The sequence below is a fragment of the Natrinema altunense genome (assembly GCF_000731985.1).
Classification (GTDB): Archaea; Halobacteriota; Halobacteria; order Halobacteriales; family Natrialbaceae; genus Natrinema; species Natrinema altunense.
In genome coordinates this window covers 553,351-578,681 of the sequence record NZ_JNCS01000001.1, presented here as the reverse complement: position 1 = coordinate 578,681, position 25,331 = coordinate 553,351, and the positions used below count along the sequence as shown (strand labels likewise).

The 25,331-nt window shown below is 52.5% G+C and carries 31 protein-coding genes and 3 tRNA genes; 16 read left to right on the top strand and 18 right to left on the bottom strand.

Features of this window, described 5'->3' with window-relative positions; translation table 11 throughout:
• The first annotated feature begins 1 nt into the window (after position 1).
• Positions 2–253, top strand: coding sequence for a hypothetical protein (locus tag ALTAJ2_RS02980; RefSeq protein ID WP_144240198.1), 252 nt, complete (start codon positions 2–4; stop codon positions 251–253).
• Here ALTAJ2_RS02980 and ALTAJ2_RS02975 read toward each other — a convergent pair.
• Genes ALTAJ2_RS02975 through ALTAJ2_RS19910 form a run of 6 tightly spaced genes read right to left on the bottom strand, consistent with a single transcriptional unit; the run spans position 250 to position 7,494 of the window.
• Positions 250–663, bottom strand: a complete 414-nt coding sequence (locus tag ALTAJ2_RS02975; protein WP_007110758.1) for a hypothetical protein — start codon at positions 661–663, stop codon at positions 250–252. The two genes, ALTAJ2_RS02980 and ALTAJ2_RS02975, sit on opposite strands and share 4 nt — an antisense overlap.
• A complete protein-coding gene (locus ALTAJ2_RS02970) occupies positions 660–2,573 on the bottom strand; it encodes a type IV secretory system conjugative DNA transfer family protein (protein ID WP_007110759.1) in 1,914 nt (637 codons plus the stop codon). Before ALTAJ2_RS02970 ends, ALTAJ2_RS02975 begins: the two co-directional genes overlap by 4 nt.
• Positions 2,570–3,550 (bottom strand): hypothetical protein, encoded by a 981-nt coding sequence (locus ALTAJ2_RS02965; protein ID WP_007110760.1) that lies wholly within the window; start codon positions 3,548–3,550, stop codon positions 2,570–2,572. Before ALTAJ2_RS02965 ends, ALTAJ2_RS02970 begins: the two co-directional genes overlap by 4 nt.
• The gene (locus ALTAJ2_RS02960) at positions 3,547–5,958 is read right to left on the bottom strand and encodes a type IV secretory system conjugative DNA transfer family protein (RefSeq protein ID WP_007110761.1); all 2,412 of its coding nucleotides are present in this window, start codon (positions 5,956–5,958) and stop codon (positions 3,547–3,549) included. The genes ALTAJ2_RS02965 and ALTAJ2_RS02960 overlap by 4 nt, the downstream gene beginning before the upstream one ends.
• Positions 5,959–7,104: a hypothetical protein gene (locus ALTAJ2_RS02955; protein WP_007110762.1), complete on the bottom strand. Its 1,146-nt coding sequence runs from the start codon at positions 7,102–7,104 to the stop codon at positions 5,959–5,961.
• Positions 7,105–7,110: 6 nt separating this feature from the next.
• Positions 7,111–7,494, bottom strand: coding sequence for a pilin (locus ALTAJ2_RS19910; protein WP_204367379.1), 384 nt, complete (start codon positions 7,492–7,494; stop codon positions 7,111–7,113).
• A gap of 72 nt (positions 7,495–7,566) precedes the next feature.
• Here ALTAJ2_RS19910 and ALTAJ2_RS02945 point away from each other — a divergent pair, with 72 nt between their 5' ends.
• A complete protein-coding gene (locus tag ALTAJ2_RS02945) occupies positions 7,567–8,349 on the top strand; it encodes a hypothetical protein (protein WP_007110764.1) in 783 nt (260 codons plus the stop codon).
• A gap of 23 nt (positions 8,350–8,372) precedes the next feature.
• On the opposite strand, the gene ALTAJ2_RS02940 is transcribed toward ALTAJ2_RS02945, so the two are convergent.
• From ALTAJ2_RS02940 to ALTAJ2_RS02915, 9 genes are all read right to left on the bottom strand, one after another.
• Positions 8,373–8,744, bottom strand: a complete 372-nt coding sequence (locus tag ALTAJ2_RS02940) for a hypothetical protein (RefSeq protein ID WP_007110765.1) — start codon at positions 8,742–8,744, stop codon at positions 8,373–8,375.
• Positions 8,745–8,780: 36 nt separating this feature from the next.
• Complete coding sequence (locus ALTAJ2_RS02935) at positions 8,781–9,059, bottom strand: hypothetical protein (RefSeq protein WP_144240197.1); 279 nt, start codon at positions 9,057–9,059, stop codon at positions 8,781–8,783.
• Between the two features lie 257 nt (positions 9,060–9,316).
• The gene (locus ALTAJ2_RS02930) at positions 9,317–9,898 is read right to left on the bottom strand and encodes a hypothetical protein (RefSeq protein ID WP_007110767.1); all 582 of its coding nucleotides are present in this window, start codon (positions 9,896–9,898) and stop codon (positions 9,317–9,319) included.
• 145 nt (positions 9,899–10,043) lie between these two features.
• Positions 10,044–10,346, bottom strand: a complete 303-nt coding sequence (locus ALTAJ2_RS19060) for a hypothetical protein (protein WP_144240196.1) — start codon at positions 10,344–10,346, stop codon at positions 10,044–10,046.
• A gap of 5 nt (positions 10,347–10,351) precedes the next feature.
• Positions 10,352–10,555, bottom strand: a complete 204-nt coding sequence (locus ALTAJ2_RS19055; RefSeq protein ID WP_144240195.1) for a hypothetical protein — start codon at positions 10,553–10,555, stop codon at positions 10,352–10,354.
• Between the two features lie 292 nt (positions 10,556–10,847).
• Entirely contained in the window at positions 10,848–11,000 is a 153-nt protein-coding gene (locus tag ALTAJ2_RS19395; protein WP_160163705.1) for a hypothetical protein, read from the bottom strand.
• Positions 10,997–11,353 carry a hypothetical protein gene (locus ALTAJ2_RS02925; RefSeq protein ID WP_160171039.1) on the bottom strand — a complete coding sequence of 119 codons (357 nt, stop codon included), beginning with the start codon at positions 11,351–11,353 and terminating at the stop codon, positions 10,997–10,999. The genes ALTAJ2_RS19395 and ALTAJ2_RS02925 overlap by 4 nt, the downstream gene beginning before the upstream one ends.
• Positions 11,354–11,736: 383 nt before the next feature.
• Entirely contained in the window at positions 11,737–12,297 is a 561-nt protein-coding gene (locus ALTAJ2_RS02920; RefSeq protein WP_007110768.1) for a hypothetical protein, read from the bottom strand.
• On the bottom strand, positions 12,294–13,043 hold the full coding sequence (locus tag ALTAJ2_RS02915) for a hypothetical protein (RefSeq protein ID WP_152421250.1): 750 nt from the start codon (positions 13,041–13,043) through the stop codon (positions 12,294–12,296). Before ALTAJ2_RS02915 ends, ALTAJ2_RS02920 begins: the two co-directional genes overlap by 4 nt.
• Positions 13,044–13,228: 185 nt before the next feature.
• On the opposite strand from ALTAJ2_RS02915, the gene ALTAJ2_RS02910 reads away from it, so the two are divergent.
• Positions 13,229–13,693, top strand: coding sequence for a hypothetical protein (locus ALTAJ2_RS02910; protein WP_007110770.1), 465 nt, complete (start codon positions 13,229–13,231; stop codon positions 13,691–13,693).
• A 40-nt stretch (positions 13,694–13,733) separates the two neighbouring features.
• On the opposite strand, the gene ALTAJ2_RS02905 is transcribed toward ALTAJ2_RS02910, so the two are convergent.
• The gene (locus ALTAJ2_RS02905; protein WP_007110771.1) at positions 13,734–14,873 is read right to left on the bottom strand and encodes a DUF4238 domain-containing protein; all 1,140 of its coding nucleotides are present in this window, start codon (positions 14,871–14,873) and stop codon (positions 13,734–13,736) included.
• Positions 14,874–15,010: 137 nt separating this feature from the next.
• Here ALTAJ2_RS02905 and ALTAJ2_RS02900 point away from each other — a divergent pair, with 137 nt between their 5' ends.
• Both ALTAJ2_RS02900 and ALTAJ2_RS02895 read left to right on the top strand, forming a co-directional pair.
• Positions 15,011–15,769, top strand: a complete 759-nt coding sequence (locus ALTAJ2_RS02900; RefSeq protein ID WP_049900971.1) for a hypothetical protein — start codon at positions 15,011–15,013, stop codon at positions 15,767–15,769.
• A 23-nt stretch (positions 15,770–15,792) separates the two neighbouring features.
• Positions 15,793–16,419: a hypothetical protein gene (locus tag ALTAJ2_RS02895; protein ID WP_007110772.1), complete on the top strand. Its 627-nt coding sequence runs from the start codon at positions 15,793–15,795 to the stop codon at positions 16,417–16,419.
• 26 nt (positions 16,420–16,445) lie between these two features.
• Here ALTAJ2_RS02895 and ALTAJ2_RS02890 read toward each other — a convergent pair whose 3' ends face one another.
• Positions 16,446–18,467, bottom strand: a complete 2,022-nt coding sequence (locus tag ALTAJ2_RS02890) for a serine-rich family protein (protein WP_007110773.1) — start codon at positions 18,465–18,467, stop codon at positions 16,446–16,448.
• 31 nt (positions 18,468–18,498) lie between these two features.
• Here ALTAJ2_RS02890 and ALTAJ2_RS02885 point away from each other — a divergent pair, with 31 nt between their 5' ends.
• From ALTAJ2_RS02885 to ALTAJ2_RS02870, 5 genes are all read left to right on the top strand, one after another.
• Positions 18,499–19,506 (top strand): hypothetical protein, encoded by a 1,008-nt coding sequence (locus tag ALTAJ2_RS02885; protein ID WP_007110774.1) that lies wholly within the window; start codon positions 18,499–18,501, stop codon positions 19,504–19,506.
• 289 nt (positions 19,507–19,795) lie between these two features.
• Positions 19,796–19,893, top strand: a tRNA-OTHER gene (locus tag ALTAJ2_RS02880).
• A gap of 347 nt (positions 19,894–20,240) precedes the next feature.
• Positions 20,241–20,324: transfer RNA gene (locus ALTAJ2_RS02875), tRNA-Leu, on the top strand.
• Between the two features lie 8 nt (positions 20,325–20,332).
• A tRNA-Tyr gene (locus ALTAJ2_RS19330) sits at positions 20,333–20,511 on the top strand.
• Between the two features lie 21 nt (positions 20,512–20,532).
• Positions 20,533–20,883, top strand: coding sequence for a hypothetical protein (locus ALTAJ2_RS02870; RefSeq protein ID WP_007110775.1), 351 nt, complete (start codon positions 20,533–20,535; stop codon positions 20,881–20,883).
• A gap of 2 nt (positions 20,884–20,885) precedes the next feature.
• Here ALTAJ2_RS02870 and ALTAJ2_RS19050 read toward each other — a convergent pair whose 3' ends face one another.
• Positions 20,886–21,719 (bottom strand): hypothetical protein, encoded by an 834-nt coding sequence (locus ALTAJ2_RS19050; RefSeq protein ID WP_144240194.1) that lies wholly within the window; start codon positions 21,717–21,719, stop codon positions 20,886–20,888.
• A 60-nt stretch (positions 21,720–21,779) separates the two neighbouring features.
• Between ALTAJ2_RS19050 and ALTAJ2_RS02865 the strand changes: the two genes are divergently transcribed.
• From ALTAJ2_RS02865 to ALTAJ2_RS02845, 6 genes are all read left to right on the top strand, one after another.
• Entirely contained in the window at positions 21,780–22,922 is a 1,143-nt protein-coding gene (locus ALTAJ2_RS02865; RefSeq protein ID WP_204367378.1) for a DUF932 domain-containing protein, read from the top strand.
• Between the two features lie 47 nt (positions 22,923–22,969).
• Complete coding sequence (locus ALTAJ2_RS02860; protein WP_144240193.1) at positions 22,970–23,623, top strand: hypothetical protein; 654 nt, start codon at positions 22,970–22,972, stop codon at positions 23,621–23,623.
• Between the two features lie 45 nt (positions 23,624–23,668).
• Positions 23,669–23,908 (top strand): hypothetical protein, encoded by a 240-nt coding sequence (locus ALTAJ2_RS02855; RefSeq protein WP_007110778.1) that lies wholly within the window; start codon positions 23,669–23,671, stop codon positions 23,906–23,908.
• A 149-nt stretch (positions 23,909–24,057) separates the two neighbouring features.
• Positions 24,058–24,234: a hypothetical protein gene (locus ALTAJ2_RS19390; protein ID WP_160163706.1), complete on the top strand. Its 177-nt coding sequence runs from the start codon at positions 24,058–24,060 to the stop codon at positions 24,232–24,234.
• A gap of 6 nt (positions 24,235–24,240) precedes the next feature.
• The gene (locus tag ALTAJ2_RS02850; RefSeq protein WP_007110779.1) at positions 24,241–24,603 is read left to right on the top strand and encodes a hypothetical protein; all 363 of its coding nucleotides are present in this window, start codon (positions 24,241–24,243) and stop codon (positions 24,601–24,603) included.
• Between the two features lie 77 nt (positions 24,604–24,680).
• Positions 24,681–25,202 carry a helix-turn-helix domain-containing protein gene (locus ALTAJ2_RS02845; protein ID WP_007110780.1) on the top strand — a complete coding sequence of 174 codons (522 nt, stop codon included), beginning with the start codon at positions 24,681–24,683 and terminating at the stop codon, positions 25,200–25,202.
• Positions 25,203–25,331: the final 129 nt, after the last annotated feature.

Below are 25,331 nucleotides of genomic sequence, written 5' to 3'. Positions count from 1 at the left end.
AGTGGTCAGTGACGTTGAGGAGATCTTGTCCAGGTATGGATTGGATCGTGAAATGGCGATGGAGTATGTGGATGCGATTGTCCGGATGAACCAGAGTGAAGCAGCAGATGAAGTCGATGTTTCGCGGATGACGATTCAGAGATACAAGGAGAAGTTTGGGGAGATGAGGGAGAGTGAACGCGCTTTCCTCATCTCCTACTTATCTGCAGAGAAGTACAGTTCCCAGCTGAGACCAGACTCAGATTTCAGTTAGAGTCGTTCCTGAACCTGTTTCTTGAAGACGCGGAAGCTGCTCTTCAAACTCTCTACTTCTTGTTCAAGTTCCCTGATTTTCTCCACGACCTCGTCGTGGTTGAGATCTTCGAAGTCGTCGAGATCTTTCTCTGACTGGTTCAGGTACTGTTCTCCCTGGTCGGTGAGCTCTGCTTTCTTCGGGGCTTCGAAGACTTGTTTGGTGCCGTTGATTACGCGTTCCACCATTCCGTCCGGTTTCTCTACTTCGATGAGGTCCTGGTCTTCGAGTTTTTGGAAGCTGTAGTTGACTTCGGAGTTGCTGAGCGTGGTTGACGCAGTGATCTTCTGGATATCGTCTTCCCCGGTTCTGATGGATTCGAGGACGGCTGCGTCTTTGTCCCGGATGTTATCTGGGAGGTCGTTGGTCATTCTTGCAGGACGCAGGGCTGTCCGAGGGCGGTGCAGTATCCATCTTCTTCACGGTGCAGGCAGAAGTTTTCTAGATCTTCTTGGGTGTTGTCGTCGAGTTCGGGGCATTCGGCGTCGATTGTTTCGTTGTGGATTTCGAGGTCGTTGTCGGAGACTTCGATGATACGGTACTCTGCGTCTTCCAGGTCGCTGGTCTCGGTGAATTCGGTGTCGTCGGCTTGGTAGTAGTCGAAGCTGCCGTTTTCGTCTTCGTAGGTGTCTCCGCGGCGGTTGACGGGGTCGGTGATGATGTTCTCCAGTTTTTTCGCTCGGCCTTTTTCGACGACGAAGATGGTTTCCCTGTCTTCTTGGGTGGCTCTGTGGTAGTTGGTGAGGACTTTGGCGGGTTTCGACAGGGTGCTGTGTTCGGCTTCGAGGTGGGCGATGGATCCGTCGGGCAGGATGACTTTCCCGTCGGGCTTGTCTTCGCCGGTGTCCTGGTAGAGTAGGTTGACCTGGATACCCTGTCTTTCCTCCAGTTGTTTCTTTGCGTGTGCGAGGAGTTCTTTGTGGGCGTCTCCTCCGGCGTTGTTGCCTTTGCCGAGGCTCTGGGAGACTTGGGCCGTGGCTCCGCCGGGGTCGCTGGTGATGGCTTGTTCTTCCTTGATGTCGGGGATGCGTTCCTGGTCGCCTTCCCAGGGAGGATAGGTGTCGAAGATGACGGCGTCGTTCTGTGAGCGTTCTGCTGGTGTCTGTAGGACTGCCCTGTACTTCCCCAGTTGTTCTAACTCGTTCTTTGTGACGCCGTTCAGCATTCCGGCGATCTGGTTCTCGTTTTCGCTGCTGTCGGGGTTGAAGACGATTTTTGACCGGCAGTTGTTGACGACTGCTCTCCGCATCTCGGCGTCGAGCTTGGAGAGATACTGGGTGGCGAGCCAGCAGCCGAGGCGGTATTCGCGTGCTTCGCTTAGCATCGTGGTGAGTGCGGATCCTTCACTGCCGAAGTTCTGGAGTTCGTCGATGTACAGGTAGAAGGGGACTCGTTCTTCTGGTTTCTGGGTGATACGGCTCTGTGCTGCGGCCCAGACTTTGGTGATGACGATGCTGCCGACGAGCTCGGAGACGGTGGATCCGACTTCGCCTTTCTGGATGTCGACCAGGATTATCTTTTCCTGGTTGAGTGCTTCTCTGAAGTTGACTCCGCTTTCTTCGGAGGCGACGACTTCGCGGATGGTGGAGTTCATCACGAAGTCGTTGAGCCGGCGCTGTAAGGGTTCGAGTTCGTAACTGGTCATGTCTTCCTGGACGCGGACCAGTTGCTCTCTGATGACCTGGTCTTCGGTGCGGTCGATTAGGTCGACCAGTTGGTCTTGGTTGATGACGCAGCGGAAGACATCCATCAGGGAGTTCTGTTCGTCGTGGTAGATGTTGAGGTCGAGGTGTGCCCGTAGTAGGGTTTCGAGGACTCGTCCGAAGCGGTCGCCCCAGCTTTCGCTCTGGCGTTTGAACAGGTCGATGAGATCTGAGACGATGATCTCTTTCTGGTTTTCCTTGTGTTCCCGGGACATTTCCTCGGTGATGTGGGGTTCGAGGACGTTGATCGATGGAATGTTTTCCCCACCCGGGTTGATGTAGACGACGTCGTCGAGTCTGTCTTCCGGGAGTTTGGCGAGTACCTGGTTGATTGCGCCGCCTTTCGGGTTGACGAGGCAGAAGCCCCGGCCTTTGTGGGCGTCCTGTAGGGCGGCGTGGATCATCAACTGGGTCTTGCCGTACCCGGTCGGGCCGGTGTTCAGGACGTGGATGTCTCTTTTGTCGTCGTCGATACCGACGTTTTCCTCGACTCCGAGGGTGGAGGTGTGGCTGCCGAGGAAGGTGGTTGTGAATTCGTCGCTGTTCTCGATCAGGTTCTGGACGTCTTCGGGGTTCATGGTTGAGCGTTTTCGATGTTCTTCATCGGTTGGTTGGGGAGCGATACGAGGGCGGAGAGTTCCTTGGTGGAGGTGTGGAAGCTGCGGCTCCAGCCCTGGAATCTCCGGTTGGCGATGGCCTGGCAGAATTGGATGAGCCGGTTCTCGAGCACCGGTGATAAGGTGGTGATGTCGAGGTATTGGCCGCTGTCGCGGTTTTCGTAGATGTTGAATCCGCCGGCGAGTTCCTTGATCCGGCTGGGTGTGTATTCCTGGGCTCCGATTACTGCGAATCGGATGCTGGTGTGGAATCTTTTGCTGCCGGCCTTTGCTTCGACTTGCTGTGCCTGGGTCTTCTCTCGTTTTGTCGGGGAGCGGCTTCCCCACAGCTTCTCCTTCTCTTTTTTCAGGTAGTTGCGGCGTTGGTAGGCGCGGCGTTTCCAGTACCAGCGCCGCAGCGGTTTGCCGGCGACTGGTTGGAACAGGAGCTGGATGACGACCTTGGTGTCCTGCATTGCGTGGCGGTGCAAGCTCGTGGCGACGGAGTTCATCGGCGGGTCGTCGAAACTTGTGCGGAAGGGGTAGCAGTCCATCCTCCCTGCGGAGAGGTATCCGCCGCCGACTGCGTCCTCAGCCGTGACTGGGAGTCCCTTGGTACCGGTGTCGAATTTGACGCCGGGGATTTCGGTAGTGAGGTGTGTCCGCAGTTTTCTTTCCAGTCGTTTCGTGGGTACGGTGTACTGGAATCGTATCTGGCTGGGTGTGGATCGCCGGATCTCGAATGCGGTGATGGGGGAGACGTTCCGTGTCTTGAGCCACTTGGTCTGTATCTCGGTGATACCGCGGACGAACCGTGTCAGGGTGGTGGGTATGTCCTTGTCTTTCGGTGGCTTGACTTCGACTGTGTATCCTGGTTCTATGGGGTGACGGAGCTGTTCTGCCTGTTCTTCACTCAGTTCCTTAGTGATGTTCTGGAATCTGCGTGGTACCAGGTTCATACCGGTGTTTCACCTCCGTTGAACTGGTAGTGGACGTAGCTGGCTCCCATTCCGGAGAGGAAGGATACGAGGAGGAGCGTGGCGACTGCATAGCCGAGGAAGAGGGTTCCTTGAGAGAATATTTTGATCGGTGAGATGTAGACGGCGAGGATTTGAATCGGGAGGCTGGCAGCTACGTAGTACAGGTCGTGGACCTGGAGAGTCTTGTCCAGCCAGTCCTCACCCTGTGATTCAGCTTCGTTACTTTCTGCTGCAACTGGGAGATCTGCCTCAGTAACCTGCTCCTCTTCTTCTTCTTCTGTTTTTGTTGGTTTGGGTGTCTCTCCGTTTTCGATGATGGCGTGTTCGCTGGGGGTAGAGTTGACGGAGATTTTGGTGTCGATCCGGTTGGAGACCTTGAGGATGGCTTCGCTGTATTCGGCGTCGGTCCCGGTCTTCAACCGGAGCAGATCCTGCTTCTCTCGCTGGGAGAGCTGGAAGTACTGAGTGACTGAGTCGGGGACGCGTTCGTGCCGTGTGAAGATCTTCGCGGGTGTGTTGTCGAGGATTGCGCGGCCTTCCTGGTGTTCGGTGAAGTCGGCGGCGTTCTGGCTGATCAGGGTGACGGCGGTGTCGGTGTCGCGTGCTTCGCGGATGAATTGGCTGAGGATTTCGCGGCCTTTCTGCCGCCGCATCAGGTTGTGGGCTTCGTCGATGACGACCAGCGACCGCTCTTTGGACTGGGAGGTGACGCGGTAGAGTTCTTCGACTGTCTTGATCAGTAGATCGAGATTGCTTTGTTGGCCGCGTTCCGGGACCTGTATCGCTACCGTGTCGTGTTCTTCGAGTTTGTCTCCGGCCTGGATGGTGTCGCCGTTGAGGGCTTCTGTGAGGTGGCTGTACTCGTTTTTCGGGTCGAGGATGTAGATGTTGATTCTGGGGTTGGTAAGCCGCGTTCTCAGGAGCTCCAGTTTTTCTGCGTAGCTTTTACCGCTGCCTGTGGCTCCGATTCTAACTGTGTGTGGTGCGTTCCAGGAGTATCGGTCGAGGAGGATCGGTGAGCTGTCGGTTGTATCGGTTCCGTACAGGGTTCCGGTTTCGCTGCCTGAGGTTTTGGTGGCGAAGGAGATGCTGGCGGCGGCGCTGCTAGTCGGCGTAACTTGGTTCTCGTCTAAGGTGTCGAGGGGGTGTAGAGATGTGGAGTGGTATGCCTGGTCGGTGCGGAGGAATGGTTCCCGGTACTTGACTCGGTTGGTGTCGAGTCTGTTGCAGACTTTCTCGAAGCCCTGGTTGCATTCTTCCCGGGTTTCTCCGGTGACGGTGATGTAGACGCCGTGCTTGACGGCCTGGCATTTTCTGTCGGTTAGCCTGTTGAGGAACCATTGGGTGTCTTCGAGGGTGCTTTCGAGTTTCTCGGTTCTGCGGTGGCCGTGGCTGAGCAGTGAGTTGATTTCGGCTTCGAGCTTTTCCTGGAGGCGTTGTAGTTTCCTGACTGTCTTGCTGGCGTTGACTGGTTCGATGACTTGCGTGACTTCGACTTGGGCGTCGGCCTGTAGGATCCGTACCGGCCAGGCCAGTGGCAGGGTTGACGGGTACTCGGTGAGATATACGGTGCGTCGGTACCGGCCTATCTCGTCCTCCGTGGTTTCCGTGTACTTCGGCGTTGGCTTAGGCCGGATGGTGTCCAGGTTTACTGCCAACTGGTGGAGTTCGATGCCGGTTAGTCGTTTGCCAGAGAGGTCTCCGGTATTCAGGCGTTCGAGTACTTCGTTGACTCGGGCGTTGAGTTCGTCTTCAAGGATCTCGGTGCTGCGGCTGTCGGCATCGACGTAGATGATAAGGAAGTGGCGGGTGGTGGTGACGTCGGAGCTGGCGAGTTCTTGACAGTGGTCAAGGTAATCCTGTTCCAGGTATTCTCCCAGGGAGTCTGTATTTTCGACCTGTTGCGTGTGGGTGGATAGGTCGAGGGGTTTCTGCTGGGAAGTGACCTGGATGGGGTAGTTGAGGGATTCGAGGAGTTCCTGGTAGACGGTGTGGACTGCTGCCTGTTCGGCTTCGGTCTGGCTTTCCAGGTTGACCGGTTTGATTTCGATGACACCGGCGATGCTGCTGCCTTCGAGGACGATGTGGTCCTCGTTTTCTTCCTTGATGGTACGGCCTTCGGCCTTGTTTTTCTGGGTCAGCCAACGCAGGGCATGGTACAGCAGTTGGTCGATTTTATAGCCGTACGGTGTCCACTTCGCCCATATTACGCCGGCTATGAGGACGAGGGTTATTGAGGCGATCTCCTGAGTGGTGCCGGTGAAGGGGTAGTGTAGCCCGGCGACCAGTGCTGTGGGTGTGGTGATACGGGCCAGGTCCTTGCCTGAGAACAGGCCGAAGAACCGTGAGGAGGCGGTGAACGGTTTCGGGATACGGACATCAATCATCTACCGGCCACCTCCTCTCTCGTTGTCTTCGTTGATCGTGTTCCCTGTGAGTGGCTCCTTTCCGTGGCGTAATCGGTGTTTAATCAGCCGTATTCGCTCTTCTGGTGGTAGGAAGCCAATAGGATATGTGGGGTTTCGGTTGGAGACGACCTGTTTTTTGATGGTGTTTCCGATGCCGTAGGCGAATCCGAGTGCGGTTTGTGAGGCGGACCAGACCTGGTAGGGGATGATGAGGAGGAGTAGGAGGCTGGCTACTCCGATTACCCAGTTGGAGACTGGTTGGATCCAGTTTGCGCCCTGTCCTTGCATCAGTGCGAGGGAGAATCGGAGTGCGAGCATGTCGAGAGGTGCGATTAGGAGGGCGGCGAACCATCCGCTGATGAACGTATCGGCGTATTTTTTGGCTCCGGGTGTGCTCCACATCAGGGCGAGTAAGGGGCTGATGGCGGCTCCGAGCATGATGTAGACTGCTCGGATGACGAATAATGCGGCTATTGCGAGTAGTAGGATAGCGTTGATAACATAGATCAGTGCCAGTCCTACTCCGAGGCCGGTCATTTGCTGGATTGAGGCGGTTAGTCCGTCCGGTACGAAGGCCAGGGTGAGGGCGTCGGAGAAGTCTACTGCGTACTGTAGTAGGGGGAGGGACACGGTTCCGAATACCAGTGCTACGATGACTCGGGGCAGGATTTTTCGGACTTGTTGGTAGGAGACTCCGAGTATGGGGCCGATCATGTGGAGGAGTCCGGCGGCTGTGAAGACGAGTCCTGAGAGCAGGTAGGATATGAACAGGGTTTGTTGGTGGATTTCTTCGACTGCTGGGTTGGGGTGGACTGTGGGTGTGTTGGTGAGCAGTATGGAGACGGTCTGGATGAGGCGCTGGGCGAGGAATTTGAAGGGGTGGAAGAATACTGCGATTAGGATTTCTTCTAGTGTGGCGTCCCAGCTGCCTGAGATGGATTCGAATTCTTCGAGGAGTTCGTTGAGAACTTCGACGATTCCAGAGTTGCCGTCGTCGTTACCGTCTCCGTCTCCTGGTGCGGGAGTGGCTGTGGTGTTGTCTGTGTGGTCGGATGCTACGGCTCCTGGTATCCCGGATAGTAGTACCAGTGCGGCGAACAGGATGGTGATGTTTCTCCGTTTCATCGTTTTTTAGGTGCAGAGGCTAGTTCCGAGCTGGCTGGTGAGGAATGAGACGACCATGTTGGCGGAGAGCAGGATGATGGTGCCGATGAGGACGTTTTTCGCCACTTGCTTGCCGCGTCGGGTGTACTCTGGGCCGGGCATCATGAACAGGAGTCCGGCGATTGAGAATCCGACTGTGGCTAATGCGATTCCGGCGATGAACGCGAGTTCTCCGACTGTGTTCAACAGGTCGATCAGTGGTTGCAGGTCGGGTGGAACAGTACAGTCCTCGGTGGGCTGTGCAGCTACGGGTGTTGAGAAGAGGACTGTCGCTATTCCGAGGACGAGTGCTTGTCTAAGCGGTGCTCCATTGGGTTTGGCCTTCAGGGCCTGTACTGGGTTTGACAGCACAGGCTAAGGTGCCGAGGGAGACGTTATATTGAAGCTCTAAAGGATTCATAGGAAAAAGATAGAGAAAACAACATGACGGAGGAGTCGGACTGGGTGTATCCTACCGAATTGGAGTACGGTTCTAACAAGGTCGGTGTTCAGGCTTCTGGAGATTACCTGGGTGTTCCGCTGTCTGATGACTTAGAGGAGACTGGCTTCTTACAGGAAGGTGAGGATGGTTGGGAGGGTAGAGTAGAGCTCTCGATCGAGTCTGAGTGGTACGGCGGGGAGGAAGCAAGGTTCATTTTGATGAAGCCGACCGAGGAGAATTCCAGGTATTCGTATAAGATCCGTACACGCCCGACACGCGAGGCGAAGTACCTGGTCCGGATACCTCCTGAATGGTACGAACATAATATGGCGAACCCGTTTTACGGGTTGGAGAAAGGCGATAGAGTCACGGTGGTTGTGGAGCGTGGCGAGGATCCTGCGATCAAAGTGTACCAGATGGAGGATTACCAACTTCGCTTAGATGCGGGGAATGTTGATGTTGATATACGTCTTCCTTCGGTTGCAGCAGGGTTCCCGCTGGGTGAAGCCCTCGGAGATGGATTGGGTGACTTGACCGTCTATGCGTATGAAACGGCTGAGAACGCCAGTGGTGCTTATACTGTTGATGGTGTCTCGATTACTGTTGAAGGTTTGGAGACTGGATATGAGAAGACTAAGAAGACGGAATCTAACTACGCTATCTTCTCCAATTTTATGTTCGGTCAGCGAGCCAGGATAACAGCTGAAGAGATGGACGGCAACCGTTCAGACTCTATTGAAGAACGGATCACATCTGGCGGCATCTTCCTCGACAATATGTCTTAGAACAGGCATCATCTACATCAGGATCAGTATTGTTCCAGCCACGCGTTCATCTCCTCCTCGATCATTTCCTTGGCTTCTTCTCGGATCTTCAGCTGATTTTTGAGGTCGACCTGTGTGACTGACTGGTATTGTAGGTCGAGGATGAGGGAGTGGAATCGTTCGTAGCGTGCGAGGACGGCGTCTGCTACCTCAAATTCGATATCAGGTCTGTCGAGGAGGCGTTGGAACAGCTGGACGATGTGTTTGGATTCGTGGAGCATACTGCCGCACTCATCACAGGATTCCTTGAACTCGTCTCTACGGACACGGTGCCGGGTTTCACAGTCCACGCAGTACAGTTTTTCCTTGGAACCCAGGCCAGGATCTTTCGTGGCTCTCCGGGTCCTCAGTTTCATTCGCTATCACGCTCCGTAATTTTGTTTCTGGAGACTTCAGACAGAGTAATCACCTACCGCTTTCTTCAGAGCTTCTCTCTTGACCTCTTTGAGTAGTCGTTTGCATTCGCCTTCCTCTTCGCTGATCCTTTCCTCGATGACTTCGAGGAAGATGTTCCCGTTCTCTTTGTACGTCTTCTCCTGGTCGTAGCCACCACCAATGTCTATTATCACCGCTGCTAGGAGTAGAAGGATTCCAAGTAGTCTGAGGTCGCCCGTTGGTCCTGCACTATCCAGATACGGGGCCAGGACAAGAGCCGTTCCAAGCCCGTACATCAAGAGGTGGGTCAAGGAAATGGCCACTCCTACAGTTAGATACCGTAGATGCTCTTTGAGTTGTCGAAAATTCAGATACAGTCACCTTCTATGTCTGTTTTCGTTTCGAGGTTTTTGAAGGTCATCCTGCTTCCTCACCAATGTTAGACTTGGATACGAGGTATGAGACCAGCTTTCGATAGAGCGGGGAGGTCCTCCACCAACCTATGTGGATTTCAAACAGGAATTGTCGTATCAGGAACTTGGCTTTCTCCCATCTATTCACCCCTATCACCCGTCTCAGTCTTTTCTTCGAGGACTCGGTCTTCTACTTCTTCGAGTTCATCATCGGAGATTAGATTTGACCGCGTGTATCTACTCATTTGCTCTCCAATACCAACGCGGGAATGTTCTCTAAGTGGTTTGTCGTCTTCACCTTGGATTTCTACACCAAGTTCTTCCTCAATGTTCGTAACGACGTGATTGATGACTCTGTACGGGTCGCCAGTGTACGGAACATCCTTGGCAGATTCTGTAATCGCCTTTTCGAGTTTATTCTCAATCTCGTATTTGTCCTTAGTCGAAACTGGTTCTGCCAGTGCGTCCATGAATGTGTCTTCCTCTGGTTCCAGGTAGTGGAGGAAGTACATCATAGAATAGCCTTCTTTGTAGGAACCGGATGTGGCGTCGACGAAGATCAGGTGTTTTCTGAGTTCCTCGGTTAGATCAGAGGTCAGGAATGTTAAGGGAGCGTGGAGGATCACCGTGTTTTCGTTGTCTTCGGCTTCTTCTATGCTGTATCGGCATTTTTCCTGCAGCGATTTCTCTATGCAGTGCTTGACGGTATCCTCTACACTCACTCCGTATCACCTTCGTCGAGATTCTTGAGAGTCTGGTGGATATCCTGAAGCGTGTTATCGATGGATGTGAGGAGAATCGCTAACACGAATAGGGTCGCTGCTATTACAGCGGTTGACGCTGCGATCAATCCAAGAGCAAATCCTACTACCGATTCTCACCTTTGCCAGTTTCTCCTTTGTTTTGAGAACCGTCTTTAGGCAGCTGACCCTTCATAAGCCTGTCTAGCTCCTTTGCAAACTTTTCGTTCACCTTTCTCTTACGTCTCTTCCTAAATCTTCGCTGCTTCTCAGGGTCACAACTACATTCATCAACACTGTCAGCACCGCATTCGCAGTAAGTACTTCTCTCCCACAGCTCTTCCTCATATAAATCGATTTCAGCCATTTGGATTTTGTAGTTGATGTCGTAGTCTTCGTGCTTAGTGACCTTTCTAATCTTATCTACCATAGCATCTATTCACCTTCCTCTTTCCCAGTTTTGTCGCTGGAATCTGTTGGAGATTTCTTCATTTCGAGTTTTCCCTGAAGCCAGTTATCCAGCTTCTTTCTACAGGTCACACAGAGATTGACGATCAGTTCAGGATCAGAGCTTACGAGATCCACAGGTGCATCCTCGTTACCGCATCGCTGGCATTTATCCTCTAACGCATAGCTCATGTTCTACCACTCTCTCTGGCTCTTTCTTTCAAGCAGTCTTTGCAAATCTGCTCTTTCTCACCGTAGTCGTTTTTGGTGGTGTATCGGGCAGGATCTTTACCGCAGTCAGCACAACCGGTTTCATTCTCGTATTTCAGCTTCGCTATCTGAACTGTTGATGTCTGTGGACTTCCTCTAATCCAGTCGCCGCAGCGTGAGCAGTAGTACTGAACCGCGTACCCTGGTTCGTAGCATTCTTGAACTTCTTCTACAGCTGCCTCACCACATTCAGAACAGAAATCGATCTCCTTCTTTACTCCGATGAAGCACCACCTTCTTCTGTAGTTTCGGTGCTGGAGTCTCCGAATTTTTCTTTAACCTTCTCTGGGATTTCTTCACCCATTGCTTGGGCATATGCGTACTCTAATTCTGTCCAGACCTTCTCGCCCTCTTTGGAAATCTTCACCCCGTACCACCGTCCTCGGTTTTGTCGCTGAGGTCTACAGAGATAGGTTCTGGATTTTCAAACAAGTCTTCCCGCACCCTCTGAATTGCGACCGCCATCGAGGCAAATCGCTGACTTTCCTCACGGTCCTCTGCATCCTTCATCTGGTCGATAAACTTCTCCGACCACCGCTTCATCTCTCGATCAACTACTTCGCCAGCAGAACCTGCACCCTCCACGAAGGCATCGTGAACATCTCCTGTAAGGTATAGGCCGTTAGCATACTCGATTAGTTCTTCAGGCGTTTCTGCTTCACTCCGCTCTACAGCATACTTCAAATCCTCCATGCTGTGCATTTCGTCTGACCTACCCACTACTGATTCTCACCTGTTCTGGGATTGTCGAGGGCCATAGTGCCACAGTGTCCGCAGAGAATTTTTTCCCTGCTTGGACGTCTTGGTTCGGCGTTTCCGTTGTTGTTGTACGCGTTGGCTAAGATTGTGCAGAACTCTCTGTCAGGGATTTCATCACCGCATACATCGCACTCGATACTGCCTGCGTCCAAGTCACGTATCGGACCAGCCACTACTCGGCCACCCCGAATTCTTCCAAAATGGCTTCTCGCCAGTTTCGGTCGCCTTTTACTTCTAATAGTTCCTCGAACTCGTCGTCTTCGAAGGTCTCGTACAGGTTCTTCATATCACCCACTTACTAAGTGACTTTTTTATACCTAATCCGGACACGAATACCAGCTGCGTCAAGGAGATTCCAGGAATTCTTTGAATTCGTTCCAGCGCCAGGTGGAGCCGTTTTCTTTGATGTAGTCCTCGTTTACCAGTGCTTTTGAGTGACCAGGGTAGTCGCTGAAGTTGTCGGCGATGATCCAGTTTTTGCCGTTGAACTGGTCGTAGTAGATATCTCCGGCTGTGATGTTGTAGTTTTCCAGGTAGAATCTTCGGATCTGTCGGCAGGTCTCGTTGATATCGCCGAGTGGTTCTTCGACGAGGGAGACAAGGTGGCCTGTGGAATGGCCAGGAATCTTCACCTCTAGAAACCCGGAATTGAGTCCTGCTGCTTCGAACATTGAGTTGATGAGCACGCTTTGGTCTTCGCAGTCACCGCTCAACCGGTCCATCATTTGAGAGGCGGGCGGTACTTTTCGACCGGACTTGTGATAGTCTACTCCTTGTCTGAGAATCTCGAAGATGACGCAGAGGTACTTGATTTTCCGTGGTTGAAACCGGGGGAACTCGTCGTCAATCCTCTGGGTGATGAAGCTGAAGCTGCCGGGCTCCATAAACTGGGTGTAGTCCCTCATCTGTAATCTTGAACCTCAACTACTTCTTCGAGTGTGTAGTCGACGATGTGGGAGTTGGTGGAGACGAGTCTTTTAGAATCCATTACGCCTGGCGGCAGTCCGGATCCGCAGTGTAATCTGTAGAAGTAGGTGTCGTTGTTGTGCTGGCCGTTGTGGTGGGCGTGGCGGATCCAGTCGATCTTGTGTTCTTCTTTGTAGCTGTCGATCAAGCCTTTTTCAAATTCTTCAGGGAATCCTCTGTCTTCGTGGAAACCGGCCTCGAGGAAGGTGACCGGGATCTCCCAGCCGTCTTCTTCACCTACTTGTTTGACTGTGAGAACTCGGTAGGGTATGTGGTAGCTGTCAAGAACAGCTTTGTAGATCTCCCGTAGTTGGTCTCCACGGATTCCTTGCTTGTCGACTGGTTCGAAGACGTGGTAGAGATCTGGCCGGTGTTCTTTCACTGCTTCTATGAGGATGTCGGTGCCGACTGTTTCGTATATTGCTGGAAGGAATCGGCCTAGGTCGTATGCGGAGTAGTCTCTGGTGATGGTTTCGGGGTCGACGCCTTCTGTCCTGGCTACTGCAACGAGCAAGGGGGCGATGTCCAGCGTCGGTGCCGGTTCTGGACTCTGTTTGGCGTCTCCGGTGGTGGTGTTCCAGCGGATCTGTTCCTGTTTCGGAGCCTGTTTCTTCTCTTCGATTTCTTGAGTCGTGTCTACGGGCTTGACCTGGTCGAGGATCTCGTCGAAGTTGGCCTTGTTCACCCGGCCCATAGCTTATTTTACCTCAATACGGTATACAGGTGAAAAGCAGTTAATTCTTGTGTCCGAACAGGCGGTGGGCGGGGAACAGAGGATACCTGATAGCCTGTAGTCGCCGTCCTTCGATACGAATGTAGTCGGAGAGGGTACCCCTGCTTCTTATTTCAGCTGAGGACACATCTACGGTTATGAGTGAGTTTGACGCGGTAGAGTCTCTTCTTGAGAGGTGGCGTGGACGGGTTGATGAATTGGAGGGGCGTCCTGAGGAGATCAGGGAGGAGCAGGACAGTTTCTACAAGGGGAGTTGGGATGCGGCCCGTGAGCGTGCTGAGCCGGAGCTGAAGCGGAAGGCGATACAGGGCTGTGTTGAGGACTTGGAGGAAAGTTCGGAACCGGAGGAGTTCCTGGAGTCGTTGGCTGATTGGCGTAAGGAAGCCGATGAGTTGGATAAGAGGATCTTGGATTCGAACGAGTGGTTCCGGTCGCATATTACCAGGCTTCAGCTTGAGGAGTGTATCGAAGAGTTCGAGGAAGCGTTTCCTGATAGTTACTTCGAGGAGTGTCGGAGCTGCGGCTCTCAGAAGAATCCGGTTCTTGATGAGAGGTATGGCAAAGGATTTCGATGGGAGTGTCCGGAGTGCCCCGCACTATAGTCCTCTTATAGAGGCGTTACGAGGTTGGGTGGCTGAGCAGTCAGTTTTGTTCCATCATATTTTCGAAGACTCGGATGGAGCGGATTAGTCCGATGTCGGGTCCTCTGGATTCGTTGAATATTCGCCGTACGATGTTTTGGACTCTCTCTGACTGGCTGGATGGCCGCTGCTTGACGTATGGTAGATGGGTCATCGTCTTACAGTCGGGAAGATCCGGAGACAGTTTCGGTACTTGGTAAGCTGGAGTCTTGTCGATGTGTTCTGTGAGTCCGGATTCGGTTTCCAGAGGAACCGTTATTTCTTCTCTTCTCCTTGCTTCGTCGATTCGGCTGTAGAGAGTGGTGATATAGTCTTCGTCGCTGGAGTCGTACATCACGATGTTTTCGGCGTTGTGGAACTGTAGCAGATTCAGCTGGTTAACGACGTCAGATGATTTGATCAGGACCTGTTTTCTGGAGTTGTGGTCGAAGTGGTAGACTGCCGGGTCGTACAGGAGGAGGATTCGGTTGCGGTCGATAGGACAGAAGATTTGGAGTCCTCGGTTTGCCAGTCCTGCGGGTACTAATCCGTGTTTGCGTTTGTATGGGGGGATGTCGTGGACTACGGGTACATCGGAGATGATGAACTCTCGGTCGGTGGTGTTGCGTAGCATCACTCCTTCGAGATCGCCGATGCCGATGTGCCCAAAGATCCCCAGGGTCATCATATAGTGATGGGTGCCGAGTAGTGAGGCGTCGACCAGCGTATCTTCTTTCTCTTCTTCGGTTAGGTCGGATGTCCACATTATCCGGTCTTCGTACCTGTCGGCCTCCATGTCGTCCCTGACAGCCTCTCGGATGAAGTCGTCGCCATCCCTGATGTCGTCTTTTGTCGCCTTGGTTCTCGTTCGCTGTGTGGTGACGAATGAGAGAAGCAGCTGTATGTACTGGTCGGAGAGATTGGTGAGATCGTCGCCGCCGCGTAAAGCGTTGAGTGGGCGGGCGTGGTATCCTTCTAACTCCGCGAGTTCTTCCTCGACTACCGGTGGGTTGCCGTAGAAGTAGTTGCGAGAGCAGACGGAATCCTGTCCCTCAGAGAATGTTCCTTTAGAGCCAAGGTGGAATATGTCGAGTTGGCCGTTGTTGGCCCAGGCACGCAGGTAGTGTTGAGGTACGTAGTGCTGATTTTTCCGCTCCGGCATTTCCTCACTTGGACTGTAAACTTCCGTATTTAAAGCCCTTGTCGGCCCGGTGAACGGGAGTTCTCGTCGGCTTGTGTTTTATCGAGTGTCCGGGACTCTGATTACGGGTAGCTGTTAACTGTAGGGATAGATCGATTATGGATATTGGTGACCTCCATGGCGAACAAGTCGATCAGCTTGCCAGAGAGATTGCGTCTCCGATTACAGGTGCTCAGATATGCCGTGCAGCTGAGCGAACCAATACAAAAGATCTCGATGATAAGGCAGGCTGGAGCAAAGAGGACCGATTAGCCAGCTACTTGGCGAATGTTAACCGTTCGGGGGAAGTAGGAGAAGTTCTCAGCATACTTATTGAAAAGCTGGATTTGGGAAGGAATGACTCGCTTGCGGGCGAGATAGATGATATCTTGATCGGTTCACCGTATACTCTACAACATAATGGAGAAAGGTACGAGCTTGCAACCAGGACACCCGAGGATGTTTCAGAGCTCAAGGACGAGCACAGTTCGTTAATTGAGGAGGCTGCACCGCTCTTGACGCAGGCCAGATTAAAGCGGGCAAGCCATCTCCTGGCTGAAGGTGACTATGATAACGCGATTCACGATTGTCGACGTGCTTTGGAGAATCTAACTGTCGACACGAACTACGGTAGCGCTCTCGCTGATCTTGATCAAGCAGGAATTATTGAAGGTAATGACTGGGATGAGCCGATTGACTGGCAGGCGCTGAAATTCCCTTACAATTACTGCTCAAACGTCGGTTCTCACGGTGGTAGTGAGGCCCCGGAAGCAACGGCTAAGCGTGCTGAATTGGCCTATATCTATACTCAGGAGGCTATCGTGTTTCTTCTACGAGTAGCGGAAAAAGAAAGTCTACCTGAGAGCTGGGATATTTAGTAGAAGTCTGTCTGTGTTCTAATATGGAACCTTCAGAGTCAGTTGATGATTCTTTTCGACGGCTCTTCGATAAAGCGGCGCGGATTATCCACGATGAGGAGGATTTTGAGAAGGCGCACGAGACCTTAGATGAGCACTTCAATCATCTTGAGAACGGGCAGAGCCGAGCTGTATACCAGGTTCCGTCCAGTGTCGCAGGAGTAGACGATTCTCTTGTGGTCAAGTTTGCTCTTCCTGAAATAGGGAATTCCGGGGCTGAGGACGCGTTGTATCCTGTGGAGTATACTGAAGGCTGGATGTCGAATTGGCATGAAGTCATCTTATCGCACTTTGACCCGTTAGAGCATCTGCTGGTTCCTGTAATCGATCATCACGAAGATGCTCTATGGACTGTGATGCCTTATGCAGAGACTTTACCGAACTCGCAGGAAATCACTTCTGAGCTTACGCCTCTGACCGAGGAGATTGAGGCAGCGGAGGTTGAGTTTGTAAGTCACGGGGAGACCACAGGACAGCCGGAAATCTATCAGGTCAAGGCTTGGGGCTGGTATAACGCGGAGTGTAGGCTCCGGGATTATGGAGGTATCGTCGTATCTGATGAGGAGTTCTTGGAACAGCTTCCGTATCCGCTCTCAGAGCCACAGATTTAGACGTCAGATGTGAAGAGGTTCGGCTCCTATTCTGGTCGTAGATGTTCTTGATCGAGGTCCTGTACTGTGGTGAGGCGGATTTTGGACTCATCGACATTTGACTCTCCGAGTTTCCGTTTCAGTCCTTTCTTCACTGAGTGGTTGCGTGCGGCGACGACTGTCCGCCATCCTGTCTCCAGGTGGTCTTCGATGTGGTCGATTTCTCGGTCGTTGACTCCGAGTGCTACTTCGACCGCTATCTCGTTTCCATCCTGGATTCCGTAGACATCGGCGTTGAGTTTCTCGATGTAGGCGTCCCATCCGGTTTCCTCGAGTAGTTCCTTGATCTGATCTTGCCAGTACAGGTGCCGTACTGACCCCCTTCCTTTCCACTGGACATTCACATCCTGTTCTTCCAGGTAGCGGCGGGCTTTCTCCGTCAGATCGAACATTGTGCCTTGGGACTGACCGGACCCGACTGTTTCCTCGGAGATCAGTTCCTTGTCGACCAGTTCTTTCTTGGCTTCATTCCCTTTGTAGTAGCTGAGTGAGAGATCTTCGTAGCGTTCGGTGACGAACCGCAGGGGGTTTTCGGCTATATCCTCCAGTAGCGACTCGGCTTCGTCTGAAATCTCTATTTGAACTGATTCGGCTGATTCGCCGGTTTCTAACTGGTCTGAGCCTACTTGGGAGTCCGTATCTATTGTTTCGGATGAGCTGAAAGAAGGGTCTTTTCGGTGTTTGAAAGGGAGGTTTTGCCATTTCTGGCGTTGGTGTTCGATGAGCTCTTCTTCGGTGACGGTTCCTGTTTCGTGGTTCTGGAGGTCGACAGGTACCGGATCCTTGTTGCCGTGCTTGATGATGGCCTCTCCTGTATCCAGGTCCTGTGCGTACTTCTCCTGAAGCGAGGTGAGGTCGATTGATTCGGTGATTTCGTTGAACTGTTTCTGGTCGCCGACGGGGAGCAGGACTTTGGTTTTCGTGTTGGCTTTCAGTGAGTCGGTCAACTTGGTGGCTTCCTGGTCGGCGGCGACGAGACCGATGCCGAACTGTCGTGCCCTGGCGGTCAGGTCGTCGATTTCTGGTATGCCTGAGGCGTCTTGGCGTTCCAGGTAGACGGAGAATGTTTGCTTGGCTTCGTCGACGAAGATCAGGAGTTCGAGGTCGCCGCTCCGGTTGCCTTGTGCGAATTGGTATTCGTAGACGTAGGCGAACAGGATTTCCTGCAGGAAGCGTTGGATGTCACGGTTCAGTCCGTCGAATTCGAATACGACTTTTCGCTGCATCAGGTCCTCGATGGGGTAGCCTTTGCTGCAGTTGAAGATGTGGCCGGTGACGAGTGTGAGCGGTTCGAGGCGGTTGGCGACGGTATCCAGGTAGTTCGACTTTTTCCGGGTGTAGTTGACGCCCTGTCCGGTGATCAATTGGTGTAGGTCTTGGAGGGCAGGATACGGGTGTGTGTTGTCTTTGAACAGGTTGTATTCTTTGTAGAGTTCGATGACTGCGGATAGTAGGTAGTTTTTCGAGCCGGAGAGTAGGGAGGTGGCGTGGCTGAATATCTCAGTGAAGACTTGTACCCATTTCATCGGGGCGACTCCTTCTGGCGGTTTTAGCGGGTTGAATTTGAGTTCTGACCAGGGTAGTACGAGGAGGTCGTCGTGTTCTTGGATGAGGTGGCGGTAGTCCTGTTTTCGGTCGAAGGCCCAGTAGGGTGTGGAGATCTGGGTCATTATGTTTCGGAAGGCGGTGGATTTCCCGGATCCGGTTTGTCCGATGAAGAGCGTGTGCTGATTGAGGTCGTCTTCTTTCAGGGTGTACAATTTGCCCTGTTTCTGGGTAGTGCCGAGGAGAACGGGATCATCCAGGTACGAATTTTTGGGAACAACTGAATCGAAGGGATATCTCCTTCTTTCTTCGATGAGCTGCTTGAGGGCGATTCGGGCTCTCCATCGTTGTTCTCGATCAAGGTAGGGGTTGGTGGCCTGGGTCAGCAGTTTCTGTGCTTTCCTGTTATCTTCGAGTCCGTGTTGTTCCAGGCGGCGTTTGAGTTCGGAGACGGAGGGCGGCATAGGACTGTTTCCGGGACTCGGTTTTTTCAGAATGATCGACGCAACACGTTGTAGAGGAGGTGGAAGTCTACCGCTGGCAACTGATGTTCCTGAGACTCTGGAGATCCACGAGGAGGAGTACCGTTTCCTGGGTACGGATACGGAAGCCGGGCACCACCATTTCTACCGTTATGAACCGGAATATGCTGAAGTCGTCTTAGTCAGCGAAGGAGATGACGGAGATCTTCACGTCGATGATCGGTGGCGGCTGGATCACGGGGATCCGAAGCACGTCCTGGAGGAGTACCAGTATCAGCAGCCCTGGGAGGAACAGGGAGAGATAGTCAGTCACGAGTACCGGTCAGTTCCGGATCCAGAGTTCGCTTCGGAGCTGAATTCTGGTCTGGGTGGAAGCCTGTTGCTGGACGGTGGAGAGTATGTGTTGCCGTTCAGGTCTCAGTTTTCTACGGCTGCTGAGGTTCTCGAGGATCAGGCTGGGGAAGGTGATGTGTTCGTGGATTACCGGCCGCAGTTCCTTGAGTTGGCTCCGGAGAATGCCTTGGAGAAGTATCAGCTGTCTCCGAAGCTGAGAGGGAGTAACGAGGTGACGGGTACACGGATTGTTGATGAAGTCCTGGTGCTTGACCGGGGTAGTGAGGAGGTGTACAGCCGGTTCCAGGTGGATGAATTGGCGGAGGAATACTTCGTTGACCGTCTTGAAGAGGTAGAGTCCTTGGATCGGAGCGATGCTGAATGGTTCGTTGAGGAGTATGGTAATCTGCGGACTGCGTCGTGGGCGTTGACGAGTGATACCGGGTTCGTTGAACAGCAAACGGGGTACAGTGCTGAGGACTTGTTCCGGGAATTCGGAGAGGCTGATGTATACCGAAATGAGAATAGTGCTGAGTCAGGTGTTCTGCATTTTCCGGAGAGACGGGCTGATGAATTGGGTGAGGCAGAGCAGGAGCGGTATTTTGGCGAAGTCAAGGTTCCGCAGGTTGATGAGGAAGAAGACGTTGAGGATCTGGGTGAACAGTCCGGTCTTTCTGATTTCAACTGACGAATGGTTCGGCGTTCACCAAACACATAAAAAAGGCATTTGACAATTAGTGCTTGAAAGAGATAGAAGTTCAGAGGGGAGGGGTCGTACCTCAGTGATCTCTGTCTCTTTCGAGTGGTGCCTTCCGCTTGGGTTTCTCGACTCCGGAGGGCTAGATCTGTCCTGAGAAAGGTTAACCACCTTGTGTCCCAGAGGGTTTCGATAGGCAGCCCCCTTTTTGTTACCGCGGTCTGGATCCCCTTTCGGATGCGGTAGCAGGACTAATCATCGAGTCCTTCTGGGGCACTTTGGAGACGTAGCTCAATCTGGTAGAGCGCTGTGAACTTCTGAGTAGCGGATTCGCCCATAATTGGGCGATTTGTACCGGTTCGAGTCCGGTCGTCTCCGACCCCGCGGAAGGTGAGAGGGCAAGTAACCACGAGAGCCCGCCCAGCAAAATCGACTGGGAAGGCTAATACCAACATAGAATCCTCGTGGCGAATCGTCCCTCAAATCCGAATAGCGGGAAAAACACGATGGAGGCGTAGCTCAGCTTGGTCAGAGCGGGCTAGCCACAATCAGGGAAGCCAAGGAGACAACGCTTCCTGAGACGGTGGCGAAAAACCCTGCCGGTTTGATTAACCAGAAATCCAAGAATGACCTCTGGAATGATAGATCCTGTCACCATCAGGGAACCGGAAAAACAGGGTGAACGCCAAGTCGCAGGTTCGAATCCTGCCGCCTCCAATTCACTCAGGAGTGTAGCCAAGTGGTCAAAGGCAGGAGACTCAAGATCTCCTCCCTTAGCGGGTTCGCCGGTTCGAATCCGGTCACTCCTATATTCGGACGGGATGTAGCTCAGCGGTAGAGCATCCGCCTGTAGAGTTCCAAGACGAGTTCATAGGAAATTGAGTCGACACGCAGAGGTCTAACTGGTTTCTGTGTGGCAGACCATTTTCTTCCCTCCCTGACTCTTCTTGGGGCTCGGTAAGCGGAGTGTCGCTGGTTCGAATCCAGCCACCCCGAATTTCAGAGGTGTATAGAACGATGTCTACACAGAGAATCGCAGAACCATTACGTGATGATGAGGACTTGGAAAACCTGCTGGAGGAAATCGGAGACGCTAATCCTGATGCGGAGGCGATTGAGACCTTGATTTACGGTGGCCGAGAACACGACCTGATCATGGTACAGGGCGTGGACCAGGAGTCAGTAGAGCTACCTGACCAGACTCACGGCTTCGACGTCAAGGAAGTTGAAAGGACTATGCCGGATGACAAGGAGGTTATCGAGGATATCGTGGAGGACTATGATGAGATGGAGATGAACGATTTCGAGCCTCCGTTTGAGCCAGCGTGGATCAGCTTCTCCAAGCCAGAAGAGAAACCCGGACTTTGAGTTCAGTGTGGGAATTGGTCGGGGGCCTTGTTGAAGTCCCGTAACCACTGTATCGCGTTTTCCGTCTTGGTGAAACTCTTTCGCTCCCACCGAGTCCCGCTCTTTCCCTTTCCTATTCGGATTGAATGTTTTACTTTCATTACTTCGTCCCCTGCCTTTGCTGAACTGCCAATCCTTTTCATATACCACTCTGGCGCACGATGACGGTACAGTTCTATGTTGTCGACTTCTTGTTCAACTTGTAGCAGAGACTCTCGGAAACCCATTCCTTTCGAAGCGCGGTTCAAGTAAGCCGTGATGGATGTTTTAATCCTCTCTCCAGGATCGTATTCTGCATCTGTTGATCCAGCATCCTCTGATTTTCTCTTCCGCAGATGGTTTAGCAGAGCAATATCGAGATCCCTAATCCACTGCTCGATCTGTCCGAAGTTGTTCTCGATTTTAATTAAGACAACAAAATTGGATTCATCGCGTCGAGTGAGTATGAGATGTTCGTCTATAGGGAGGTTGCTGGGGTCACGGCTGGGTTTTGAGAAGACTTGAATCACAGGAATATCGGTTCTCCGAAGCCGTTTTTGTAAATCAATCGGACTGTATGGTGGTGAGTCATCAACTGTTTCTATTTCGAGTGTGATGAGCGTTTCTCGGCTGAAAAATTCGTTTAGGAGCGAGTATTTCGCATTTGTCCGGACCGTTGCTTCGATCTCTGCTATAGTTCGGAGTTCACTGCTGTCGGGAATCCGGGTCCGCACTGCTTCATTCAGCTCTCCCTCACTACGATAGACTGCTGTTTTTGCTCCTAAGATTACATCAGATAGTGTGCTAAAGGGAGACATGTACTGCCTTTCGATAGTCGCTTTGCGTTTATTAGTATTTGTTCTACAAGAAGCGGTGCGGTGAGGAGTGATATTTCTGTGTTCTGGCCGAGGGAGAGAAGGAACGATAGCTTCGGTTTTTTGCGCAATATTCTATCCCTTGCCTACCCGTATTCTTTTAAAATTGGTTGGTTGAGTGGTTCTACAGGTGGATTTGTTATCGCAAATGCTGATCGATACGATTTCTCGGATCTAGACGGTCTCTATCAAATCGCTGAAGACGAAGTTCCTGATGTCGAGCGCCACGAAGTCTATGCTCATAACGAGGCTTTGGATGAGTGGCAGGAGGTTCCGTGGCGTGACAGTCTCTGGACTGATGAGGAAGATCCCCGGATGGCTGGTGAGGTCTCCGCAAGTGATGACTGGTACAACGTGATCCAGTACAGTGATATCCTGGAATCAGTTGGGCAGGCGATCGAAGCCCGTGACGAGAGTATCAGTCCGGAGGGCCATGTCGAGGTTTCTCCCTCTGCTCACAAGATGACGGCTCGGGTCGGATTGGATCAGACTGTGGAGCCAGCCCCGGGTGACGAGATCGACGTTGATCTACGGGTCAGGTCGGGACACTCAGGGTACCACGGATTGAAGTTCGACATCGGAGCTCTCCGCCAGGTCTGTAGTAACGGTATGATGGCGTTCATCGCTGACCAGAGCTACGAGCAGACACACAGTGAGCCGTTCCAGAAGCAGTTTGCCTACCACGCAGTTGACTCAGCTGTCGAAGGAGTTGACCAGGTCGAACAGCGGTTGGAAGAGGCTCAGAACCGTGAATTGAGGAATATGGATGAAGCAGCGTTGGTTCTCCACGATATCGGGATAGACCAGTATTTGGAGAATCCGACAGCCGACGCATTGAATGCGCTTCACGAGGAGGTGGAGGATCCGGAGAATCCGTCGCTGTATGAGACGTTCAACGCCGCCACATACGCTTTGACCCACTTGTCGAAGGATATGCCGCAGTACCAGTTGGACGACGGCTACGAGCAAGCTGCCCAGATTCTGGAGTACGGTGAAGGCATTCCGCATCCTGATATCCTTGGTGAGAATGCTGTCAAGAGACGGTCCAGAGAATTGATTGAGGGCGGTGACGACGTCGACGAGTACTGGGAGGGAGAACGCGAGGATCTCCGCGACCTTATGGAAGCCCACGAGATCCAAGCTTGATTCACACTCATCCCACCCTTCTCTCTTTTAAATTCTGTTAGAGAATATTGTTCTGTGAGTTTTGTCGAGGTGGTGCGGTAATCGAAGATGCAGCAGAATCAAGATTTGAGGAACTGTTTGAGCTGCGGAATGAGCGTGATGAGGTAGCTGAATGGGCTCAGATGGAGCCTTACGTGATGAACCTTCGAAATCCGTACGACGGCGAGATGAAGATGCAGTTGGAGGATCCTGCGCAGCACCTGGTTTTCTTCTACGACAGGCGGATTGAGCAGGTGGCTGATGAACTGGAGATCGAGGTCCGTGAGTTGCTGCCTGAAGAGGATCCAGAGGAATACAGTGAGGGTGATCCGGTGCCTGATGGTGGCCGGAAGTACTTCTTCGCGTGGATGACTGAGAACGGGAACCTGCTCTACGATGCCGGTGTTAACGGTGATGCCGCAGACGGTCTCTATACTTCGGTTGAGGAAGCGGAATCAGCGATCAAACGTCTTGCTGACACTAATCCGGAGCAGCAGGACAGGTACGAGAAGTCGACTCTGTATATGTTTAAGAAGATGGATAAGGAGATGCAGGGTGTCGAAGCCTTCACGGAACAGGCTGGGCTCGGCCAGTTTGAGACTGATGGAGGTTACAGTTTACCTCCGGGTTACGATGAAAATCTGGAGCAGCTTGCGGAAGCAGCTGAAGAAGTTTCCTGGTGATGTCTTGTCCTGGACGGGGATGATTACCGGAGTGAGTACCGGGAATTGCTTCAGGACTACGAGGAACGCCGGGAGGAAGCCTACAACACGGAAGAGCTGTACGTAGGTTTGGAGGACGGCGTGATTTCGTTGTGGGATGAGCGGCCGTATTTTCCTGAGCACTTGTATCGGGAGGCGATCCGCAGCTACGAGGATATTATCAACGAGGCTCCGGTTCGGGATGCTGAGAAAATCGAGAGAAGTGTGGATACGGGTGATACGGGATCGCTCACGGAGAGCTTGTAGATGAGTTCGGTCGAAGCTTTGAGGAACAACTGCAAGATGATATAGTCTGGAACTACTGGATTGATCGAGACGCTCACCATATTCACGGGGAGTATGTCTCTGATGATGAGTACCTGGATAGTGAGGAGGATCTTCCGTTCGGTTTCCAGGTGACGTATGAGCGTGGTGGTCCGCAGTACAAGATTGAGGAGCCGTACTTGGCTCCCTGGCATCGAGATAAGGTGATTGAATTGCTGGATGAGAGTTACGAGGCTTTGCTGGAGTTCGCTGCTGATCAGGAAAACCGGATAGAGTCCCGTGACTGGGAGAAGGTGGAGAACAGGTGATTAGGGTTGCAGTTTGAACTGTATTTTCTGAGGTACTACGATGAACCGGATTTCGAGTTCCAGGATGAGGCTGAGGACTTGTTTTTCCTTGCAGCTGAAGATGAGGTCGAGTACTTGACTGAGTCCGGGTTCGAAACGCTTTACGAGAAGATTGCGGTGGGGAATGCTTCGGATCCTGAGTATGTGTTTGAGGTTCAGGACAAGACTCAGTTCCACATCGATGAGTTGGTGAGTGAGCCTGAGCGGCCGATGTGGGATGGTGATGTGATCCGGATGGATGATGGAGACTATATGATTCAGGGTGACCAAGTGAAGGAGATTGATATTCTTGAGGAAGACTATGCTTCTGATGAGCTCTGGCGGGTCTAAGCAGCCTTGTCCTTGGTGTCTCTCCGGGAGATGGTCTGGCGTAAATGTGTTAAGAGCAGCGGGCGTTCTGCCGCGTAATGGACGAGTCTGATGGAGACGCTTCGGCCTCTTCTGGCCAGGGCATTACTTTTTCTGAGGGTTTGGCAGAGATCTTCTCTAAGTTGAATAGCGGGCAGCGTATCGAGTGCTATGTATTCCTGTGTGGGGGTTGGTCGGCGAAGGAGATCTCGGAAGAGATGGAGGTATCTCGATCCACTCTTCAGAACTATGTGGACGATTTCAAGGAATCTGGATTGATTTCTAAGGACGGGAACCGGTACCAGGTTACCCGGAAAGGCGGTTTTGTGCGGGATATCCTGTTCGCGTTCGATGAAGTTTTTCCCGTCGTCTTGGCTGGTTCCATCGCTGATGAACTCCAAGGATCTGGGTTGGAAGTGGATGAGGAAGCAGTTGAGGATCTACAAGGTGAATTGATACAGAGATCCGATAGTTACAGTAGCAGCTATTCTTGGGACGAAGTCGAATCGGGTTCTTTCTGGCGTGCGGTTGACCGCGAGGACCTGGTGGAAGCATTGAACGCCATCAGAGAGTCTAACTGAAGCCGAGGTACTGTTTCCTGTGACCGGGTTGTTGGTTTGACTCGAACTTCGAGTTCGGTGTAGACAAAACTTAAAAACGATGTCAGGTATAGAATTTCTATGTCTCAAGACGAGTGGTCAGAACCAGTA

What these genes read in the sequence shown, in the direction of transcription:
- ALTAJ2_RS02975 (WP_007110758.1), bottom strand. Translation starts at nt 663, where the DNA reads ATGACCAACGACCTCCCAGATAACATCCGGGACAAAGACGCAGCCGTC.
- ALTAJ2_RS02970 (WP_007110759.1), bottom strand. Translation starts at nt 2,573, where the DNA reads ATGAACCCCGAAGACGTCCAGAACCTGATCGAGAACAGCGACGAATTC.
- ALTAJ2_RS02965 (WP_007110760.1), bottom strand. Translation starts at nt 3,550, where the DNA reads ATGAACCTGGTACCACGCAGATTCCAGAACATCACTAAGGAACTGAGT.
- ALTAJ2_RS02960 (WP_007110761.1), bottom strand. Translation starts at nt 5,958, where the DNA reads ATGATTGATGTCCGTATCCCGAAACCGTTCACCGCCTCCTCACGGTTC.
- ALTAJ2_RS02955 (WP_007110762.1), bottom strand. Translation starts at nt 7,104, where the DNA reads ATGAAACGGAGAAACATCACCATCCTGTTCGCCGCACTGGTACTACTA.
- ALTAJ2_RS02945 (WP_007110764.1), top strand. Translation starts at nt 7,567, where the DNA reads ATGACGGAGGAGTCGGACTGGGTGTATCCTACCGAATTGGAGTACGGT.
- ALTAJ2_RS02940 (WP_007110765.1), bottom strand. Translation starts at nt 8,744, where the DNA reads ATGAAACTGAGGACCCGGAGAGCCACGAAAGATCCTGGCCTGGGTTCC.
- ALTAJ2_RS02935 (WP_144240197.1), bottom strand. Translation starts at nt 9,059, where the DNA reads ATGTACGGGCTTGGAACGGCTCTTGTCCTGGCCCCGTATCTGGATAGT.
- ALTAJ2_RS19060 (WP_144240196.1), bottom strand. Translation starts at nt 10,346, where the DNA reads ATGGTAGATAAGATTAGAAAGGTCACTAAGCACGAAGACTACGACATC.
- ALTAJ2_RS19055 (WP_144240195.1), bottom strand. Translation starts at nt 10,555, where the DNA reads ATGAGCTATGCGTTAGAGGATAAATGCCAGCGATGCGGTAACGAGGAT.
- ALTAJ2_RS02920 (WP_007110768.1), bottom strand. Translation starts at nt 12,297, where the DNA reads ATGAGGGACTACACCCAGTTTATGGAGCCCGGCAGCTTCAGCTTCATC.
- ALTAJ2_RS02910 (WP_007110770.1), top strand. Translation starts at nt 13,229, where the DNA reads ATGAGTGAGTTTGACGCGGTAGAGTCTCTTCTTGAGAGGTGGCGTGGA.
- ALTAJ2_RS02905 (WP_007110771.1), bottom strand. Translation starts at nt 14,873, where the DNA reads ATGCCGGAGCGGAAAAATCAGCACTACGTACCTCAACACTACCTGCGT.
- ALTAJ2_RS02900 (WP_049900971.1), top strand. Translation starts at nt 15,011, where the DNA reads ATGGATATTGGTGACCTCCATGGCGAACAAGTCGATCAGCTTGCCAGA.
- ALTAJ2_RS02895 (WP_007110772.1), top strand. Translation starts at nt 15,793, where the DNA reads ATGGAACCTTCAGAGTCAGTTGATGATTCTTTTCGACGGCTCTTCGAT.
- ALTAJ2_RS02890 (WP_007110773.1), bottom strand. Translation starts at nt 18,467, where the DNA reads ATGCCGCCCTCCGTCTCCGAACTCAAACGCCGCCTGGAACAACACGGA.
- ALTAJ2_RS02885 (WP_007110774.1), top strand. Translation starts at nt 18,499, where the DNA reads ATGATCGACGCAACACGTTGTAGAGGAGGTGGAAGTCTACCGCTGGCA.
- ALTAJ2_RS02870 (WP_007110775.1), top strand. Translation starts at nt 20,533, where the DNA reads ATGTCTACACAGAGAATCGCAGAACCATTACGTGATGATGAGGACTTG.
- ALTAJ2_RS19050 (WP_144240194.1), bottom strand. Translation starts at nt 21,719, where the DNA reads ATGTCTCCCTTTAGCACACTATCTGATGTAATCTTAGGAGCAAAAACA.
- ALTAJ2_RS02845 (WP_007110780.1), top strand. Translation starts at nt 24,681, where the DNA reads ATGGACGAGTCTGATGGAGACGCTTCGGCCTCTTCTGGCCAGGGCATT.